Genomic DNA, 18,190 nt, shown 5'->3' with positions numbered 1-18,190 from the left:
TCCTTTATTCTTCGTGTCGCAGCGTACCTCTGATGCGTCTAGCCCGCAACGCACGCTGCGCGCTTCAGGGGCTCGGCTCCAAGGCCAGCTTTCTTTCTGTCCGGACGAATCCAAGGAGACACTATGCAAGGCAAAATCGCTCTCGAAGAACACTTCGCCTTTCCCGACACCATCGGCGACTCACAGCGGTACTTTGTTCCCGAAGTTTGGCCGGAGAAGCGCCGACAGTTGATGGACCTTGAGGAAGAGCGTCTACAGCGCATGGACGCTTGCGGTATCGAGTACACAATCCTGTCGCTGAATGCGCCGGCGGTGCAAGCGATTCCAGACACGGCACGGGCGATCGACGTTGCGCAACGAGCGAACGACCTTGTTGCAGAACAGGTTGCACGGCGACCTGACAGGTTTGGCGCATTCGCCGCGCTGCCGATGCAAGACCCGGAAGCGGCCGCCCGCGAGCTGGAACGCGCGGTGCAGGATTTGGGCTTCCTCGGCGCGCTTGTAAATGGGTTCTCGCATATCGGTAGCGAAGATGATGCAACTTACTACGACCTTCCTCAGTACGTGCCTTTCTGGGAAACCGTATCTCGACTAGATGTTCCCTTCTACCTGCACCCACGCAATCCGCTGGTCAGCCAGCAAAAGATCTATGACGGTCACCCGTGGTTGTTGGGGCCGGCGTGGGCCTTTTCACCTGAGACGGGTGTACACGCATTGCGGCTGATTGGAAGCGGCCTGTTCGATAGGTTCCCAAGACTAACCATCATTCTCGGACATCTCGGTGAGTTAGTACAAAACAACATCTGGCGAACATCGCATTGGGCTTCTGCGAACGGAAAGAATCCGCTGGATGTACCCGCAAAACGCCCGTTCATTGACTATTTTCGCCAGCATTTCTATGTCACCACGAGCGGAAACTTCCGTACGATCGCACTGCGCAACGCAATGGAAGAAGTTGGTAGCGATCGTGTTTTATTTTCCACGGACTATCCTTTTGAAGCGATGGAAGAGGCTAGTCTATGGTTCGACGCGGCCGAGATCGGCGAAAACGATCGTCAGAAGATCGGACGCGACAACGCCGGGCGTCTCTTCAAACTAAGATAACTGTTCGGACCGAAAGCGCTTCTCGCGGCGTAGCTGAACAGGCGCCTCGCGGATCCTGTCCAGACTATATCAGAGAGTTTTTTATTTATTTGCACGACGTCAAGGCCAACGAGACCAACAATTCTGGTCTCAAACGACTTGCCGTTGTGTAGCCGTACTCAAACACGATTCATCGAGTCGAAGCGTTCGTTCTGCATTCGGTTTCTGGACCAAAAGTATAAGCTTCAGATTGCTAACTGCTAAGTTCATGCTCTAGGCGCTTTACCGACTAAACCTGATGGTAGGTCAGAAAAACTATCGAATATCATTTGCCGTATCCATTGATTGCCGGGCTCGCGATGGTTTTTTGCGTGCCAAAGAACGTTGATGACAATGTCCGGTATCTTGATTGGACAGGGTGACGCCTCCAGGCCAAATGGTTGTAGTGTGCGTTCCGCATACGCCGCGGGAACAACGGCGATCAGGTCGGTAGTCTGAAGAATGTGTCCGACTGCAACAAAGTGCGGCACACGCAGGAGCACGTTTCTTTCAACGCCAGAGCGCTGTATCACTTCATCAACAGCGCTGTGGCCGGTTCCATCTGCCACAACAACGATGTGTTGAGCGGCGCGAAATGCTTTCAACGATAGTCCGCCATCAACGAGGGGATGGCCACGTCGAAACAGACAAACATAACGTTGCTTGAATAGTCGGCGCTGAAAAAATCCCGTTTTGAGGTCTGGCACAAATCCGATGGCCAGATCCACATTACCGCTTTCCATTTCTTCTCGAAGGTTAACGCTCGCGTTCCACACCGTGCTTATCGTCACATCTGGCGCGATTCGCGCGAGGATCTCCATCAGCGCCGGAAGAAAATATATCTCTCCGATGTCACTCATTGCGACAGTGAAGTTTCGAGTACTTGTGGCAGGATCGAAACTCGATTTCTCGTTGAGAGAGCTGTGTATTGCCCCAAGAGCATAACCGATCGGCTCGGCGAGCCGCTCTGCAAGTGGGGTTGGCACCATACCTTTAGCAGTCCGCAAGAACAACTCATCTCCTAGAAGATTTCTCAGGCGGTGAAGCGAATTGCTGACTGCAGGCTGCGAGATTCCGAGAGCGCTAGCAACGGCTGAAACTCGACGCCGGTGCAGTAGTTCATTGAAGACAACCAGCAAGTTCAAGTCGACATCCCAAAGCTCCATGTGGCACCTTTATTAATTTGAGTGATGTGAAACATTCACAAACTTCTATTTATCAATAGTAACAAATCGATCAAGATAGGAACACTAGTCGAAAATTTTGGAGACCAAGCAAGCCATGGAACTTGCCATCTTGCCGTTACAGCGAACGCTGCAAGTTCAAGCGGGTGCAAACCTGCTCGACGTGCTTCGCAACAATGAAATCCCGATTTCGTACAGCTGCATGGCCGGAAGGTGCGGTACATGTCGCTGCAAGATCGTGGCAGGACACGTGCACGAGAGCGGGCCCGAGCGTTCTGTGTCGCCTATGAACGAGGGGCGCTCGGTGCTGGCTTGCCAAACGACGCTCGTAGAGAGTTGCGCTATCGAGATTCCCGAATCCGACGAAATTGTCGTGCACCCCGCACGAGTCATCAAAGCAAGGGTTCTTGAACTCAAAAACCTGACTCACGATATCAAGCAGGTACGCCTAGCCCTAGGAAAGCCACTGGAATTCTCTCCTGGGCAGTACGCGACCCTGCAGTTCACGCCAGAACACATCCGTCCGTATTCGATGGCTTGCACACACGGGCAAGGCGAACTCGAATTTCACATTCGTCTTATCCCTGATGGCCGTGTGACTTCCTACATCGCGCGGGACTTGAAGGAGGGCGATATGGTCCGGGTGAGTGGTCCGCTCGGAACTGCCTATCTTCGCCGCAGTCACAAGAGCCCGATCGTATGTATTGCGGGAGGGACGGGGCTTGCACCGGTTCTGTCGGTGATACGGGGCGTGATTGCAGAGGGAATGGGAAACCCCGTCCACGTTTATTTCGGCGTTCGTGCATCGAACGACATTTATGGTGTTGAGTGGTTGCAGGAGCTTCAGCGTCTGCACGCCGATCTTCACGTACATATCGTGGTTGCTTCAGGTTCGGCAGAGAGTCAGTGGCGAACGGGAGTTGTTACCAAAGCACTGGAGGAGGACTGGGTCACGATGGATGGCTGGCACGCGTATGTCGCAGGCTCGCCGTTGATGGTGGACGCCGCGACCTTGGTGCTCGCCAGTAAGGGAGTCAAACGGGAACATATCTACGCCGACGCGTTCTATCCGAGCGGCGTCTGACCAATCCAAACCGAACGGAGCAAAAAATGACAGTCTTATCGTCGAACGACGACGATCGCACTAGATATTATTCAGTGATCGGTGAAAAAAATTTGACGCCGCTTTGGGAAGTGCTGCACTCGCTCGTGCCTGCTCATCCGCGCCCCAGTATCGTTCCGGCAATCTGGAACTACAGCGCTCTGCGGAATATTATTCTCCGCTCGGGAAGCCTGATTTCTGCCTCGGAGGCTGAAAGGCGCGTTTTGATCCTGGAGAACCCCGGAGTACGTGGACATTCGCGCATCACCCAAAGTTTATATGCAGGCTTTCAACTCATCCTGCCAGGCGAGGTTGCTCCGGCCCATCGACATTCACAATCCGCGTTACGTCTCGTCCTGGATGGAGAGGGGGCATACACAGCTGTGAATGGTGAGCGCACAACGATGAAACGCGGGGATTTCATCATTACCCCTGCGATGACGTGGCACGACCACGGAAATACGGGCGATGAACCAGTCGTATGGCTCGACGGGTTGGATATTCCGCTGGTCCAGTCTCTCGATGCAGGTTTCGCCGAGAAGGCCACCGTGCAAACGCAGATCGAAGAAAGGGCCGAGGGAGAAGCACTCCGCCGATACGGGAAAAACATGGTGCCGCTGGACTTCTTCCAGAGCTCGTCAGACCCAACGCCCGTGTTCGTATATCCCTATAGTCAAACACGCACTGCGCTTCTTGAGCTTGATGGCAGCGCGATCGACCCGTGGCATGGTCATGCATTCCGGTTTGTGAATCCGTCCACCGGGGCGTCGCCCATGCCGACCATCGGTGCTTTTGTGCGACGACTCAGGTCGGGCTTCGAGGCCCGCCCGTACAGGAGTACCGACAGCGCGGTTTTTGTATGTCTCGAAGGCGAAGGAACCGCTCTAATTGGCGAACAGAAGTTCAGCTTCTCCAGAGGCGACGTACTGGTGGTCCCGTCGTGGTCTGTTCATCAATTCCGCGCGTCTAGCGATGCGATTCTGTTCAGCTTTTCGGATCGTCCAGTCCAGCGTGTGCTCGGGCTGTGGCGCGAAGAAAAACTTTCTTAAGACACAGGTGGTGACATGGCGTTCATTTTTCCCCCGCCGGCGGTTTATTCGCTTGCTGTCGCAAGTGAAGAGGCCCGATTCCCCATTAACCGAATTTTCTGCATTGGTCGAAATTATGCAGAACATGCTCGAGAAATGGGAAAGGATCCTGAGAGAGATCCACCTTTTTTCTTCATGAAGCCAGCTAACGCAATCGTTCAGGCCGGCAAGGGTGAGATTTCGATCCCTTACCCTTCAAAAACGCAAAATTTCCATTATGAAGTCGAACTGGTGGTTGCTATCCGAAAAGGGGGGAGCGACATAGATTCTGCGGATGCAAACGAACACGTCTTCGGCTACGCCGTCGGGCTCGATATGACCCGTCGCGACCTTCAACTGGAGGCCCGCGAGAAAGGCCGGCCATGGGAGTTCGGTAAATCGTTTTCGAAGTCCGCACCCATCGGCCCGATTCATCGCGCAGAAGGCCGTCCAATTGACGACGCGTCTATCAAGCTCGCCGTGAATGGGCAGGTAAAACAGCTCTCGAACGTCTCTCAACTCATCTGGTCGGTCGCAGAGTCGATCGCTCATTTGTCGCAATTCGATGCGCTTGAACCCGGTGACCTGATCATGACGGGCACGCCGGCGGGCGTCGGTCCGGTAGTCCGAGGCGATCTAATGACTGCCGCGATCGAGAAGTTGGGGCAGATTCAGGTGCGCGTCGACGATTAAGCGAAGCGAGTAGCTGGTCACGCTAACGGTATCCGATAAACGAGACGTGTGGCCAGAATAGGTTGCATCGCCCGAAGACTTCTTTCCAGTTATTCCATCAACACGGGATAAAAATGTCAAACGTACACTTCGACAGAGACGGCGGTATGAATCGCTCTGCACCGTATCCTCAACCTGATCTCGACACGTCGCACGCATCGCAGGGACTGATCGTGCAGTTACAGCGTTACTTCGCCGCCAAAAATAGCCATGACGTCGATGCCTTTATGGGTGAGTTTTCCAAAGAACTGCTCACCTACACCGACGCGATTCTGGGATGGCAGTTCAACGACTATGAGTCGCTGCGCGGCGTTCTCGCCAATTACATGCCATCTTGGGGAGTGGGCCGATCTTATCCGTTGCGTTTGATCGGCGACCACAATAGTGCAGTAGTCGTTTTGTCGGATACACCCGAACTGTTCGGGAGCGAGATTCAGGCTATTGCGGCGGTCGATTTCGCAAACGGCAAAGTTACCCGGTGGGTGGACTATTGGGACAGTGCAGACTTCGATCCCGTCCTTCGTGATCAGATGCAATGTCCGGAAGACCATTATCCGGGAACCTTCGCGGGTGAACGGCCAGACGGGAGACTCGATCTCGCTATCTCGGACGTGGTGAATCAGCTGCATCACGCAGTCTCAAGCGGGGATTCGGAAAAAGTTGCAACACTCTTTTCCTTCGATGCCCGCTACGAAGACATGGCGTCGCGTACCCTCATTACTGGCCGCCGGGCTATCGGCGCTTACATCTCTCGTATCTGGGAAATTGCTCCGTTTGGAAAGGATGCATGCGTCCGGCACGTCCTGGGTGGCGCCCTGGGCGGTGGCTACGAATGGCGGGCGTCGCATGCCAGTAACGTGAGATCTGGCATCTCCGTTATCGAGCTTGACGCGAATGGCCATATCGATCGGCTAACGACTACCTATGACAGTAAGCGTCTGCCTGCATCGACACGTCGTTTGCTGATCGACGCGGCGCATCGCTAAAGCTGGTCGGAACGCTCATGCATATATGGGGATATCAAGTGGAGACTGAGATGGAAAAGATTGCACTGGCACCATCACAGCCCGAATGGCGCGACGACGGGTCAAGCAGGATCCCGTTTTGGGTGTACTCGGATGAGAACATTTATCGCCGGGAGCTCGAACGGCTATTCTATTCGGCGCATTGGTGTTACATCGGACTTGAAGCAGAGATACCGAGTCCGGGTGATTTCAAACGGACGGTCGTTGGTGAACGCTCGGTGATAGCAACGCGCTCGACGGACGGTGAGATTCATGTAGTGGAGAACGTTTGTGCCCATCGGGGAGTACGATTTTGCCGGGAAAAGTTTGGAAATCGGAAGGATTTTACCTGCCCGTATCATCAATGGAACTACGATTTGAAGGGCAATCTGACGGGTGTGCCGTTTCGTCGCGGGGTCAAACAGGATGGGAAAGTTAATGGGGGAATGCCGGCTGACTTCGATCCGAAGCAACACTCTCTGACAAAGCTTAAAGTGTCTGTTCGAAACGGAGTTATTTTCGCTTCGTTCGACCACGATACCGTTCCGCTTGAAGAGTACCTGGGGCCAGTAATTCTCAAATACTTCGACCGGCTATTCGACGGTCGAAAACTGGTGGTGCTCGGGTATAACCGGCAAAGGATACCCGGAAACTGGAAACTCATGCAGGAGAATATCAAGGACCCCTATCACCCAGGCCTCCTTCATACGTGGTTTGTGACATTTGGACTTTGGCGGGCTGACAACAAGTCTGAAATGAAGATGGATAGTCATGCACGTCATGCAGCAATGATTTCAACCCGGGGCGGTGGCGGAAAGGCCGATGTTACGAGTGGTGTCACCAGTTTCAAGGAAGGGATGACGCTCAACGACGACAGGCTTCTTGACGTCGTCTACGAACCCTGGTGGAACGGGCCCACCGCGGTCATGATTACGCTGTTCCCTAGCGTCATTATCCAGCAGCAGGTCAATTCACTTTCCACGAGACACATTCAACCTACCGGAACGGATTCGTTCGAGTTTGTATGGACGCATTTCGGCTTCGAGGATGACACCCCGGAAATGACGCAGCGGCGTCTCCGACAGGCGAATTTGTTCGGTCCAGCAGGTTTTGTGTCGGCTGATGACGGAGAGGTGATCGAGTTTGCGCAGGACAGTTTTGAGCAGATCTCGGACCAGGCGGTTATCGCAGAACTTGGCGGGCGTGACGTCGCTGATGCGGACCATATGGTCACCGAGACCCTTATTCGCGGGATGTACGCTTACTGGCGCCGCGTCATGGAGATCTGACTATGCTTGACTTTGAGACATGGACGGAACTTCTCGCCTTGTACGCCGATTATTGTGCGACGTTGGACGAAGGCGAGTGGCACAAGTGGCCGGACTTCTTCACCGAGACATGTTCGTACAAGCTTCAGCCTCGAGAGAATTTCGAACGTGGACTTCCACTTGCCACGCTCGCTTTCGAGAGTCGCGGGATGTTGAAAGACAGAGTATTTGGAGCGACCGAGACGATCTTCCACGATCCGTATTATCAGCGGCATCTGGTTGGCATTCCACGTGTGACGCGAATCGATGCCGACGTAATTGAATCTCAAGCAAGCTACGCCGTGTTTCGAACTAAACCGGACGGCTTGACGACACCGTACAACGTCGGCCGCTACATTGACGTTGTTAAACGAACGACTGCCGGCCTGAGATTTGAGTCGCGCTTGTGCGTATTCGATAGTGAGATGATTCCTAACTCTATTATTTATCCGATCTGAGGGAACGGCATGCAATCAAACTGGATTAAGGTTGCGCCATTGGAGTCTCTGCCGTCCGATGACGTAACCGCAGCCAAAATCGGTGATCTCGAACTTGCAGTTTGCCGTGTCGGCGAAGAGGTTTACGCGACTCACATTTTCTGCACACATGGTCACGCCAGGCTCTCCGACGGCTTTCTTGAGGGGCATGAGATCGAGTGTCCTTTGCACCAGGGGCGTTTCGATGTCAGGACTGGCCGGGCGACGTGCGAACCACTGACCGAGGACGTCCGGACATATCCGATAAAAGTGGTGGATGGCGATGTATTCGTCGAGGTGCCTGAAATCGGCTGATAGTGAAGATGGAGCTATGTTGCGCTTTAGCTTCTTAAAGAAGGCGGTCTATCGTGAGACTAATTAATTATTTTCGCAGTTCGTCGTCGTATCGAGTGCGCATCGCATGCAATCTGAAGCGCTTGCCCTACGATTATGTTCCAGTTCATCTAAATCGCAATGGTGGCGAGCAATTTAGCGCCAGCTTTTCGTCTCTGAACCCACAACAACTCGTGCCCGTTTTACAGGATGGTGCACTCTGTGTTTCACAGTCGTTTGCAATTCTCGAGTATCTGGAGGAGCGTTATCCCGATCCGCCATTGCTGCCAGCCGAAGAAATTGGGAGGGCTCAGGTTCGTCAGTTCGGACAATATATTGCGTGTGAAATTCATCCGATCAACAACCTCCGTGTGCTCAAGTACCTGACCGAGACGCTAGGTGTTTCCGGCGAAACCCGGGAAGCATGGGCGAGGCACTGGATCGAGACGGGTCTGTCAGCTCTGGAAGTTCAACTTGAAAAGGCGACTGATGGCACCCCCTTTTGCTTCGGTAGCGAACCGACCTTGGCGGATTGCTATCTGATTCCGCAGTTATTTAACGCACGCCGGTTCGGAGTTGATGTGGCTCGATATCCGACCTTGCACCGCATCGAAGGTCACTGCAACGAGATTGACGCCTTCCGTCGCGCACATCCTGCGTTACAACCGGACGCGGAGTAGGTGAGCACGATCAGAATCAGGCCGCATCCAGATATCGGTTAGTATAACTGATCAATGTATCCGGAATAATCTTTCGCAATAAACTGCTTCGGATGAATCATCCGATGATTTTTCCCGACGATCGTTCTTGTATGTTGGAGACCGTTGTACTGCGGGACGGCCTTCGCGCAGACTTGGACAACGTTGAGTTCGCGACTCGGCATTGGGCTCCATAACTTGCGGTTTTTGGTGGTACAAACCCCGATAGGCACACGTGTGCATGAGCGATAAATTGAAACTCTGGCGGACTGGTCTGATAACGCTGCGTACCGCCGAATCATGCGCAAGGAGTCGCGCAAAGGTGGACCCGGAGTGGGTATTACGGCACGGAAGGGTCGCTTTAGTTAGAAAGCATGAAACAGTTAGCGATGGTTGGCGCGTGACGCGATGTTCAGTTTGAAGCCAATCGGTACAGATACACATCGCACCGGGGCTTTTTGAGGCACAGACTAATGATGCATAAAATCAATCTGTCTTTAGGTGGAAAGACGTTCGACGCGAAGCCGGGGCAAAGCATACTCGCGGCTGGTCTGGAGGCGGGGCTGGCGTTACCTTATAGTTGTCGTTCCGGGATTTGCGGTACGTGCAAATGTCGGGTTCTGGAAGGTAGCGTAGATCACGGTGGCTCGTCACAGGCGTACCTTGGCGAGAACGAGCGCCGTGAGGGTTACGCGATGATGTGTCAGGCCATCGCGCAAAGCGATCTCGTGATCGACGCGCAAGAACTAAAGGGCCTGGCGGGCGTGCGTTCGCGCGTTACCCCTGCGCGCGTAACGAAGGTCGAGTATCCGGCCCCCGATGTGGCGGTAGTCAGTTTGCGTCTGCCGATGAACGAAAACCTGTTGTATCTGGCCGGCCAGTATATCGAGGTCTTTCTTCCCGACGGCCGTCGTCGCTCCTATTCGATTGCCACAGCTCCGAAGGTCGAAGGTGGCGCGGAGTTCGATCTCCACATCAGACATCACCCCAACGGAGTTTTTACAGACTGGGTGTTCGAGAAGATGAGGGTCCGGGATCTTCTGAAGATCGAGGGACCGCTCGGCACGTTCTTCCTGCGAGAAGATTCGAATAAGCCAGTCATTGTGTTGGCGACGGGAACCGGCTTCGCACCTTTGAAGGCGATGCTGACCAAGGCATTTGAACTCGGTATAAATCGATCGCGCCCTATCGATTTCTATTGGGGGGGGAAAACCCTCGAAGATCTGTATCTGTATGAACTGGTACGAGAATGGGAGAGAGAGTTCGAGAATTTCCGTTTTATTCCAGTCTTGTCAGCGCCTAAGGAAGTAACCGAATGGCGAGGGCGAAGAGGGTTCGTCCATCGGGCAGTTTTGCAGGACTACCCCGACTTGTCCGGCTATCAGGTCTATGCGTGCGGATCTCCCCTGATGGTTGAAGCTGCGCGCGACGAGTTCACGTCGCTTTGTCGACTTCATAAGGAAGAGTTTTTTGCAGATGAGTTCCTGTCTGCGCGGGAACTGGCGTCAGAGACGAACAGAGAACAGGAGAAGATGGTATGAGCGAGATCAGAAAATACATCGACGACGGTGTGGTCGAGACGTCGACGCGCAACTCGGCGGTTAAACCGTACGTGCTATCGCATGGAACGCTCGAGTGCGCGGACATGGCGGCTACTCGACGCTTTTATGAGGACTTTCTCGGATTGGAGTGTGTCCAGCACGGCACTACTTCGATGGCGTTCCGATGCGGTCTAAAGTTCCATGTGGTATGCATCCAGGCTGGCGACAAGTCGAGACCTTGCCACCTCCACAATCATTGGGGCCTTGATGTAACCTCGGAAGCGGAAGTGAACGACGCCTACCGGGCTGCACTCGACCAAAAGGACAAGTATGGGATCAAGGAGATGATGTCGCCTGAGCATCGCCACGGTGTGTACTCGTTCTACCTTGAGGACCGCGATAGTAACTGGTGGGAGATTCAATACTATCCCGACTTCCAGCATGACGATATGTTCGAATTTGGTGATCGGTTTACTGCGGACGGCAAGCCAGTTACGGGGGGAGCAGAATGAGTTTTTCTATTGCGTCTGTGCGTCACGGTGGGAGCGTATATCCCTGCTTGCAGGTCAATCGACGATTCTGGCGCCTGGATGAGATTGGTGAGACGTATGGCTTCGTCGTTCCACGAACCGTCGCGGGGATATTTGAGCAGTGGGATGCAACGCTTCCCAAGCTGAAAGAAATTGCGCAGCTTATCGAGTCCGGCGTTGTTTCCTCTGTGCACGCGTGGAATGAGCACGATGTTGAGTTGGACTTACCTATCCAATATCCGCGAAAGGTCTTTTGTGTTGGTGCGAACTACGCAGATCACCTCAAGGAGATGGGTGTCAAGTTCGAAAAAGCACCCGGAAGCTTCCCATTTTTTTTCCTTAAACCGGCAACTACTGCGCTGTCGGGCCCTGGCCGCAGTGTACATTTGCCGCCCGGATGTCGTGATTTCGACTGGGAGGCGGAAGTCGTCGTGGTTTTTGGTCGAAGCGGGCGTAACGTCTCACCGGACGATGCGATGGATCTGGTCGCTGGTTATACGCTTGGTATCGACTTTACTGCCCGTGATCATTTCACTTCGGTTAATCCGCAATTGCCGTTCCGATTCGATTTTTCACTTGGAAAATGCCAGGACCGCTCAACACCCGTCGGGCCCTGGATCGTACCGAAGGATTTTGTGAACGGAGATGCAATTCCGTTCCGACTTTCCGTCAACGGCACAATAAAGCAGGACGCGAGCACGTCTGACATGATTTATTCGTTGAGGGAGCAGATTGCCGGAGTAAGTAGGGCGATCGGGATCGAGGCAGGCGATCTGCTGTTCACCGGTTCGCCAGCCGGAGTGGGTGCACCGCGCGGCGAATCATTAGCGATAGGTGACCGCGTGAAAATTATGTCGGACGTGATCGGCGATATGGAAGTGGTCATTCAGTCACCCTTATCTAAATAGATCTGATGTCTAGCCGTATGTCGGTCGAGTGCTGCTGGAGAGCTCGGACGGCCGACAAGAGATGCCTCTTTCCGAAGTCTCGCGAAAACCGCTTCGTACCGCGAGCAACGCGGTTGCAACAGCAATTTAGGTTTTTCCAATCCTGACCATGCCTCCCGTCCTCGTAAATGCTTCGATTGCAGGTTGTACCGCGTTCCCCGCTTTGTTGCACGATGGCCGGGTGCTTGCGCTTTCGTGGTGGACGCATCGAATCTCCACCGAGTTTAGGTCGATACGAGATGTTTTTGCTGGATGGGCGCTTTCTTCTGAGTCCTTGCGTGAGTTGTGTAGCGATACCCGAACATTGGTCGATATCCAGAATCGTGGCGTGCCGGCAACCGATATGGTAATGCACGCGCCTGCTAACCCTGCTCAAGTCTTCTGCACGATTGGGAACTACCGCGATCAGATACTGGAGGCGGCTCGCGACGCAGAAGACGGACCAGGCGGTCCGGGAGCGCCCCGGAGGGTGGCTGAAGCCACTGCGATGATCGAACGTCGCGTTCTCGAAGGTCGTCCCTATGTTTGTTCGAAAGGGCACCAGTGCGTGGCTAGTTCAGGGGGGGCGCTCGAAGTACCCGGAGAGATGCGCACGCTTGACTGGGAGGTCGAGCTCGGTGTGATTATTGGGCGCACGGCATGGCAGATCGACGTGGGTGAAGCCTTGGATTACGTCGCTGGTTACTGCGTCGTAAACGACATCACACTGCGCGAGCGGATTTTTCGAAACGACCCGAAAGTGATGGGCACCGATTGGATAGAGTCCAAAGCTAGACCGGGCTGGCTGCCAGTGGGCCCGTGGTTGGTTCCTTCATGGGACGTACACGATCCACAAGATCTTCGCCTGAGTCTGCGGCTAAACGGTGAAGTAATGCAGAACGGGTGGACAGGAGACATGTTGTTTGGTGTAGCCGAACAGATTGCGTATCTCGCTCAGCATACCCGGCTGGAGCCGGGCGACCTGATATGTACTGGCTCACCCTCGGGGTTCGGAAGTCATCATCAGAGGTTCTTGCAGTCGGGTGACCTGATCGAAGCTACCGTCGAAGGTTTGGGCGTACAACGCGTACGATGTATCTAGGTTTGAGTGCACCTTTGCGGACATTTCTATGAGTACAACTATCTTACTTACTGACTACGCATGGCCTGATGATCAGATCGAACGTGCCATCGTCGAGTCAGCGGGATTCAGACTGGTCAGTGGACCGGCAGCGCCTTCCTCCGCCGAACACGTAGAAGCGCTCGTGAAGGAATATCGGCCGTCTGCGATTCTAACGTGTTGGGCGCAGGTCTCCGCGGCAGCCATAACGAGCACGGATGGCCTTCGAATTGTCGCGCGCTTGGGAGTGGGTCTCGACAACATAGATGTCGCATCGGCAACCGAGCATGGAGTCTGGGTGACGAACGTGCCAGATTATTGCGTCGAGGAGGTTGCAGATCACGCAGTAGGGTTCGCTCTTGCGTGGTGTCGAGGAATTGTGTCGCTCGACCGTGACGTGCGTAATCGACGGTGGGATCCCTCGTCCGCGAAGTTGCGACGGATTTCGACGCTGACGTGCGGCATCGTCGGCTTCGGACGTATCGGACGTGCCACCGCTAGAAGACTGAAGGCGTTTGGCTGCTCGATTCTAGCCAACACACCATATCCTCCCGGAGACTGTCCCGATGTCAGGTTCGTCGATCTTGATTTATTGATGGCGCATAGCGACATTGTGATCGTTCATGCACCATTGACGGACGAAACCTATCATCTGATTAACGGCGCACGCCTTGCACTGATGAGGCGCGGTGGACTATTGATAAACGTAAGTCGTGGCGCGGTGGTCGACACGGACGCGGTCATCGATGCGTTGGACAGCGGGCATCTATCGGCGGCCGCGCTGGATGTTTTGGAAACCGAACCAGATGTACCGGCTGCGTTGCTCGAGCAGCAAGGGGCGATATTGACCCCGCACGTCGCTTTCTCTTCGGATGCGTCCTTGGAGGAACTCCGTCGGCGCGCGACCGAAGAAGCGGTTCGCGTCCTCAACGGTTCAATTCCGCACAACGCTTGCAATCGGCCCATCGTTCGGTGATGAGGCGTTTCCCCCAGGTTCACTCAAAGTTCTTTCCAAATGAAAACTCATATCCGTTCGTTGAAGGCCCGTCAGATTCTTGATTCTCGCGGCCGTCCGACTGTCGAAGTCGATGTTTACCTGAATGATGGAACTCGAGGTCGCGCGTCGGTGCCTTCAGGCGCGTCGACGGGGTCAAGCGAAGCGTTCGAACTCCGCGACGGCGATCCTGCGCACTATGCCGGTTTAGGCGTAAAGCGCGCAGTAGCTTTCGCAAACTCCGAGATCGCGGCATCGCTCGAAGGTATGGACGTTACCGACCAGGCCGCCCTCGACCGGCACCTCGTCGGACTGGACGGCACTACTCAACTGAGGCGGCTTGGCGCGAACGCGATTCTGGCTACATCGCTAGCTGCTTGTCGCGCGGCTGCGAAAGTCCAAGGCAAGCCTCTGTATCGTTACATTGCCGAGCTTTCCAACACTGCCGAACCGATCATGCCCATGCCAATGGTGAACATTCTAAGTGGCGGGCTCCATGCCGGGCGGGGGATGGATGTGCAGGATTTTCTCGCGATCCCCGCCGGGGCGCATTCGATTGAAGAGGCGATCGAAATGGTCGGCCGCGTGCGTGCGGCAGCAACGTCTGTTTGTGCATGCCGAGGTTTGCCTGTGCTTTTAGCCGATGAAGGCGGCTTGAGCCCTGGCTGTCCCAATGGCACGGCTGCGCTTCGGTTGATGCTGGAGGCGTTTGAGGAAGCCGGCCTCCAGGCCGGGCGCGATGTAGTCATAGCGATCGATGTAGCCGCGACTGCACTCTATGACAGGGAAAAGGGTACCTACGTGCTGGCACGGGAAGGACGCGAGGCGAGTTCCGGAGAAATGATTGAGATGGTCGAGTCGTGGATTAACGAGTTTCCTATCGTTTCCATTGAAGATCCGCTTGACGAAGAGGATTGGGCCGGGTGGGCGGCACTTACCGGTCGTGTGGGAGATCGAGTCAGGTTGATCGGCGATGACTTCTTCACGACAAACCAGATCCGGGTTGCACGAGGCATCGACGAAGGCTGCGCAAATGGCGTGCTGGTCAAGGTGAATCAAAACGGAACTCTTAGCGGTGCGCTCGCGGTAATAGATGCAGCGCGCAAGGCGGGCTACGCTCCTGTGGTATCGGCCCGATCTGGAGAGACTGAAGATTCGTTTATTGCCGATCTGGCGGTGGGTTCCGCAGCTATGCAGATAAAGATCGGTTCGGTGCGTTGTTCTGATCGACTTGCGAAGTACAACCAGTTGTTGCGTATCGAGGAAGAGAGCCGCGCGCCTTTTGCAGGTATGGTTGGAATCACGCGGCCGGCATAAGGAGACTGACTTTGATTTCGCAACCATTCGAAGTATTCGAGGAACCGTTGCTCGACGAATTCTTGCGCAGCCAAGGCTTACTCGGCCAAGGAGAGACAGGGCGCTATGAGCCGTTGACCGGCGGGGTGTCGTCGGATATCTGGAAGATCGATCTTGTCAGCGGGTCGGTATGTGTTAAACGTGCCAGACCGACGTTAAAGGTCGTCGCTGACTGGCAGGCTCCGTTGAGCCGGAATTCTTTCGAATGGGCATGGCTCAAATTCGCCGCCAGCCATTGTCCGGCCAACGTTCCACAAGCACTTGCCCACGACCGTGAGAAAGGCCTGATTCTGATGGAGTTCTTGGCTCCGGAACACCATCCAGTGTGGAAACATCAACTTCTACATGACCATGTCTCGGTCGAAACCGCGCGGAACGTAGGTGATTTGGTCGGCCGTCTTCACGCTGCGAGCGCGGGTGATCAGTCGCTCGCAAAGGAGTTCGATGCAGACGAAAACTTCTATTCGCTGCGCCTTGAACCGTATCTCGTCGCTGCCGCAACGGTAAATCCGTCCGTGGCAAGGGAACTTCTGGAGATCGTCGATCGAACGCGTGACATTCACCTTGCAGTAGTGCATGGCGACGTCAGTCCGAAAAACATATTGGTCGGTCCTAACGGTCCCGTTTTACTTGACGCGGAGTGCGCAAACTACGGCGATCCAGCGTTCGATCTTGCATTCTGTCTTAATCATCTGCTGCTTAAACAGGTGATTCGACCCGCAGATCGAGGGGCGTTAGCGGCGAGTTTTAGCGAATTGTACCGATCCTATCTTTTGCATGTGCATTGGGAATCCGTAACGAGCTTTGAATCACGAGCTGCCGCGCTGCTTCCCGGCCTATTATTGGCGCGTGTCGACGGAAAATCTCCCGTCGAATATCTTACGGAAAATGCTCAGCAAGAATTAGTTCGGAGCGCGGCACTGTCATTATTGCGCAAACCGACAACGCGCCTGGCTCAAATTCTCGAGAATTTCCTGCTGCTATTTGAAGGCCAAACAGGCGTTTGACGATAGTCGGTTTCCCCACCGAAATATCCAATGGGTTTCGGGGGCGTGGTCGTTTGGTTTATGTTTCAACCATTTATAAACAGAGTTGAATATGAAGATTCGATTTACTACCGAATCGGTAGCAAGATGGTTTTTGATCGGTTTTTTCCTGATCTCTTGTTCTCTGAATATTTTCTCACCGAAGGAGGTGGCTCTCGAGTATCAACGATGGGGGTTTCCCGATTGGTTCCATTATGTTACGGGAGCGATGGAACTCAGTGCGGCTCTTTTGCTCGCCGGTGCGAAAACTCGTTTGATCGGGATCATGTTAGGTGCGATCGTCGCGTCCGCGGCGATTCTCACGGTAGTTTTGCATGGCGAGTACGGGCACGCCTTGATTCCGCTAGCGCTCTTAGTCGCGTTAATCTCGTTTTCACGGATAGTGTATAAGCGCGATCTCGAAGCCGAACAGCGCGGGTAGTGTTACGCTGGATCCAAAAACCGAGCTTACACTTTTGAATAACAATTCCTACAGAACGAGTACAAGGCTCAGTTATCGCTTTCTGCTTTGCGGTACGGTGCCGTCGAACCGCGCAATGCAAGCGTCGGCGTAAATTCGATGTTCACAGGCTGCTCGGAATCCGGGGCTCGACCCGCAGAACCGGTCGCGCGCGAGAGGAGTACGCTGGCGGCGGTAGCGGCGATGTCATGGACAGGAAGGCGAACAGTGGTGATGCCATGGGAGGTCAGTTCAAACCATGCAGGATCATGATATCCGACAAGAGAAACGTCTTGGGGCCATTGCAATCGAAGCGCATGGAGTGCCTGAAGCGCGCCCAAGGTGAGTTCGGCGCTACCGAAGACGAGTGCAGTCGGCTTCCTTTTGGCGGCCATCATGGATGTGACGGCATGCCGCGCAAACTCGGGTCTTGGGGGGCCCAGTGCAATCGCCGCCGGCTCAAGCGAACTTTCGCGCATAGCGTTCTCAAAACCGGAAAGCCGGTTGCGCCCGGTACTTAGAACTGGGTCACCTCCAACGTAGGCAATACTTCGGTGGCCGTAGCTGACGAGATGTTTTGTAGCGAGAAAGACGCCTTCACGGTCATCGATTACGACGGAGTGTGCGGAAAGCAACTCGCTCGTTCGAATCAACTGAACCGTCTCGACATGTTTCAGAAGCGAGATCGTCTCAGGGCGAGGCGTCGCGCTGGGCACGATTATAATGCCGGAGGGGCGGGCTTCTAATAGGGTTCGGAGCTCGCGCAGTTCACGATCGCTATCGTCATCGGTGACGCACAAGAGGAGCTGCATCGAGCGCGCCGCGAGCGAGTCTGCCACGGTTTTTGCCACAGATGCGTAGAAGTCGTTTTGCAGGTCAGGAATGACAAGTCCGATCAGTGAGCTTTGCCCTCCGCGCATAACTCTCGCCGAAGCAGAAGGTACATAGCCAAGTTCTTCGACCAGCTTGCGCACCCGCAGTTTCGTCTGCGCGCTGATTTTCGGACTGTCGGCTAGCGCTCTCGACACCGTCGTGTGAGATATGTTGAGTTCCCGAGCAATGTCCTGGATTGTGACCCCAGAGCGGCTCCGTAGCGGGCGTTTGCCAATCGATTGTGATTCGCTCAACTTTATTCGGTCTCCCTTGAACACGCCCCGTTATAACATGTAACTCCCCTGGACGCACGTGACGTAGAAATCCAGATTAGTATGCA

Annotated in this window: 19 protein-coding genes; 17 read left to right on the top strand and 2 right to left on the bottom strand. The window is 54.5% G+C overall.

Features of this window, described 5'->3' with window-relative positions; genetic code table 11:
- The first annotated feature begins 123 nt into the window (after positions 1-123).
- Positions 124-1,104 carry an amidohydrolase family protein gene (locus U4Y90_RS12365; protein WP_321794862.1) on the top strand — a complete coding sequence of 327 codons (981 nt, stop codon included), beginning with the start codon at positions 124-126 and terminating at the stop codon, positions 1,102-1,104.
- A gap of 245 nt (positions 1,105-1,349) precedes the next feature.
- Here the strand turns inward: U4Y90_RS12365 and U4Y90_RS12360 are convergent, their stop codons facing one another.
- Positions 1,350-2,288 carry a LysR family transcriptional regulator gene (locus U4Y90_RS12360; RefSeq protein ID WP_321794861.1) on the bottom strand — a complete coding sequence of 313 codons (939 nt, stop codon included), beginning with the start codon at positions 2,286-2,288 and terminating at the stop codon, positions 1,350-1,352.
- A gap of 115 nt (positions 2,289-2,403) precedes the next feature.
- On the opposite strand from U4Y90_RS12360, the gene U4Y90_RS12355 reads away from it, so the two are divergent.
- The 16 genes from U4Y90_RS12355 to U4Y90_RS12280 all read left to right on the top strand — a co-directional run bounded on the left by U4Y90_RS12355 (position 2,404) and on the right by U4Y90_RS12280 (position 16,959).
- Positions 2,404-3,390: a 2Fe-2S iron-sulfur cluster-binding protein gene (locus tag U4Y90_RS12355; protein ID WP_321794860.1), complete on the top strand. Its 987-nt coding sequence runs from the start codon at positions 2,404-2,406 to the stop codon at positions 3,388-3,390.
- Between the two features lie 26 nt (positions 3,391-3,416).
- The gene (gene gtdA, locus U4Y90_RS12350; protein WP_321794859.1) at positions 3,417-4,457 is read left to right on the top strand and encodes a gentisate 1,2-dioxygenase; all 1,041 of its coding nucleotides are present in this window, start codon (positions 3,417-3,419) and stop codon (positions 4,455-4,457) included.
- 15 nt (positions 4,458-4,472) lie between these two features.
- Complete coding sequence (locus tag U4Y90_RS12345; RefSeq protein WP_321794858.1) at positions 4,473-5,168, top strand: fumarylacetoacetate hydrolase family protein; 696 nt, start codon at positions 4,473-4,475, stop codon at positions 5,166-5,168.
- A gap of 146 nt (positions 5,169-5,314) precedes the next feature.
- The gene (locus U4Y90_RS12340) at positions 5,315-6,193 is read left to right on the top strand and encodes a hypothetical protein (RefSeq protein WP_321794857.1); all 879 of its coding nucleotides are present in this window, start codon (positions 5,315-5,317) and stop codon (positions 6,191-6,193) included.
- Positions 6,194-6,243: 50 nt separating this feature from the next.
- Positions 6,244-7,500 (top strand): aromatic ring-hydroxylating dioxygenase subunit alpha, encoded by a 1,257-nt coding sequence (locus tag U4Y90_RS12335; RefSeq protein ID WP_321794856.1) that lies wholly within the window; start codon positions 6,244-6,246, stop codon positions 7,498-7,500.
- Between the two features lie 2 nt (positions 7,501-7,502).
- Entirely contained in the window at positions 7,503-7,976 is a 474-nt protein-coding gene (locus tag U4Y90_RS12330) for an aromatic-ring-hydroxylating dioxygenase subunit beta (protein ID WP_321794855.1), read from the top strand.
- A 9-nt stretch (positions 7,977-7,985) separates the two neighbouring features.
- Positions 7,986-8,309, top strand: a complete 324-nt coding sequence (locus tag U4Y90_RS12325) for a non-heme iron oxygenase ferredoxin subunit (RefSeq protein WP_321794854.1) — start codon at positions 7,986-7,988, stop codon at positions 8,307-8,309.
- A gap of 53 nt (positions 8,310-8,362) precedes the next feature.
- Complete coding sequence (gene maiA, locus U4Y90_RS12320) at positions 8,363-9,007, top strand: maleylacetoacetate isomerase (protein ID WP_321794853.1); 645 nt, start codon at positions 8,363-8,365, stop codon at positions 9,005-9,007.
- A gap of 491 nt (positions 9,008-9,498) precedes the next feature.
- On the top strand, positions 9,499-10,566 hold the full coding sequence (locus U4Y90_RS12315) for a CDP-6-deoxy-delta-3,4-glucoseen reductase (RefSeq protein ID WP_321794852.1): 1,068 nt from the start codon (positions 9,499-9,501) through the stop codon (positions 10,564-10,566).
- Positions 10,563-11,078, top strand: coding sequence for a VOC family protein (locus U4Y90_RS12310; protein WP_321794851.1), 516 nt, complete (start codon positions 10,563-10,565; stop codon positions 11,076-11,078). The genes U4Y90_RS12315 and U4Y90_RS12310 overlap by 4 nt, the downstream gene beginning before the upstream one ends.
- Entirely contained in the window at positions 11,075-12,004 is a 930-nt protein-coding gene (locus tag U4Y90_RS12305; protein WP_321794850.1) for a fumarylacetoacetate hydrolase family protein, read from the top strand. Before U4Y90_RS12310 ends, U4Y90_RS12305 begins: the two co-directional genes overlap by 4 nt.
- 343 nt (positions 12,005-12,347) lie before the next feature.
- Positions 12,348-13,124: a fumarylacetoacetate hydrolase family protein gene (locus U4Y90_RS12300; RefSeq protein WP_321794849.1), complete on the top strand. Its 777-nt coding sequence runs from the start codon at positions 12,348-12,350 to the stop codon at positions 13,122-13,124.
- A gap of 28 nt (positions 13,125-13,152) precedes the next feature.
- Complete coding sequence (locus U4Y90_RS12295; protein ID WP_321794848.1) at positions 13,153-14,118, top strand: C-terminal binding protein; 966 nt, start codon at positions 13,153-13,155, stop codon at positions 14,116-14,118.
- 39 nt (positions 14,119-14,157) lie between these two features.
- Positions 14,158-15,453 (top strand): phosphopyruvate hydratase, encoded by a 1,296-nt coding sequence (gene eno, locus U4Y90_RS12290; protein ID WP_321794847.1) that lies wholly within the window; start codon positions 14,158-14,160, stop codon positions 15,451-15,453.
- Between the two features lie 11 nt (positions 15,454-15,464).
- A complete protein-coding gene (locus U4Y90_RS12285) occupies positions 15,465-16,499 on the top strand; it encodes an aminoglycoside phosphotransferase family protein (protein ID WP_321794846.1) in 1,035 nt (344 codons plus the stop codon).
- A gap of 91 nt (positions 16,500-16,590) precedes the next feature.
- Positions 16,591-16,959: a DoxX family protein gene (locus U4Y90_RS12280; protein WP_321794845.1), complete on the top strand. Its 369-nt coding sequence runs from the start codon at positions 16,591-16,593 to the stop codon at positions 16,957-16,959.
- Positions 16,960-17,027: 68 nt separating this feature from the next.
- On the opposite strand, the gene U4Y90_RS12275 is transcribed toward U4Y90_RS12280, so the two are convergent.
- Complete coding sequence (locus tag U4Y90_RS12275) at positions 17,028-18,128, bottom strand: LacI family DNA-binding transcriptional regulator (protein WP_321794844.1); 1,101 nt, start codon at positions 18,126-18,128, stop codon at positions 17,028-17,030.
- Positions 18,129-18,190 lie beyond the last annotated feature (62 nt).

Source organism: Caballeronia sp. J97 (assembly GCF_905220305.1).
Classification (GTDB): domain Bacteria; phylum Pseudomonadota; class Gammaproteobacteria; order Burkholderiales; family Burkholderiaceae; genus Caballeronia.
Note: the sequence above shows the minus strand (reverse complement) of the source record. Positions and strands in the feature narration are given on the sequence as shown.

Coding starts and splice junctions, on each gene's coding strand:
- U4Y90_RS12330 (WP_321794855.1), top strand. CDS start 7,503: ATGCTTGACTTTGAGACATGGACGGAACTTCTCGCCTTGTACGCCGAT.
- U4Y90_RS12295 (WP_321794848.1), top strand. CDS start 13,153: ATGAGTACAACTATCTTACTTACTGACTACGCATGGCCTGATGATCAG.
- U4Y90_RS12305 (WP_321794850.1), top strand. CDS start 11,075: ATGAGTTTTTCTATTGCGTCTGTGCGTCACGGTGGGAGCGTATATCCC.
- U4Y90_RS12360 (WP_321794861.1), bottom strand. CDS start 2,288: ATGGAGCTTTGGGATGTCGACTTGAACTTGCTGGTTGTCTTCAATGAA.
- gtdA (WP_321794859.1), top strand. CDS start 3,417: ATGACAGTCTTATCGTCGAACGACGACGATCGCACTAGATATTATTCA.
- U4Y90_RS12355 (WP_321794860.1), top strand. CDS start 2,404: ATGGAACTTGCCATCTTGCCGTTACAGCGAACGCTGCAAGTTCAAGCG.
- U4Y90_RS12340 (WP_321794857.1), top strand. CDS start 5,315: ATGAATCGCTCTGCACCGTATCCTCAACCTGATCTCGACACGTCGCAC.
- U4Y90_RS12325 (WP_321794854.1), top strand. CDS start 7,986: ATGCAATCAAACTGGATTAAGGTTGCGCCATTGGAGTCTCTGCCGTCC.
- U4Y90_RS12280 (WP_321794845.1), top strand. CDS start 16,591: ATGAAGATTCGATTTACTACCGAATCGGTAGCAAGATGGTTTTTGATC.
- U4Y90_RS12310 (WP_321794851.1), top strand. CDS start 10,563: ATGAGCGAGATCAGAAAATACATCGACGACGGTGTGGTCGAGACGTCG.
- U4Y90_RS12365 (WP_321794862.1), top strand. CDS start 124: ATGCAAGGCAAAATCGCTCTCGAAGAACACTTCGCCTTTCCCGACACC.
- U4Y90_RS12315 (WP_321794852.1), top strand. CDS start 9,499: ATGATGCATAAAATCAATCTGTCTTTAGGTGGAAAGACGTTCGACGCG.
- eno (WP_321794847.1), top strand. CDS start 14,158: ATGAAAACTCATATCCGTTCGTTGAAGGCCCGTCAGATTCTTGATTCT.
- U4Y90_RS12345 (WP_321794858.1), top strand. CDS start 4,473: ATGGCGTTCATTTTTCCCCCGCCGGCGGTTTATTCGCTTGCTGTCGCA.
- U4Y90_RS12335 (WP_321794856.1), top strand. CDS start 6,244: ATGGAAAAGATTGCACTGGCACCATCACAGCCCGAATGGCGCGACGAC.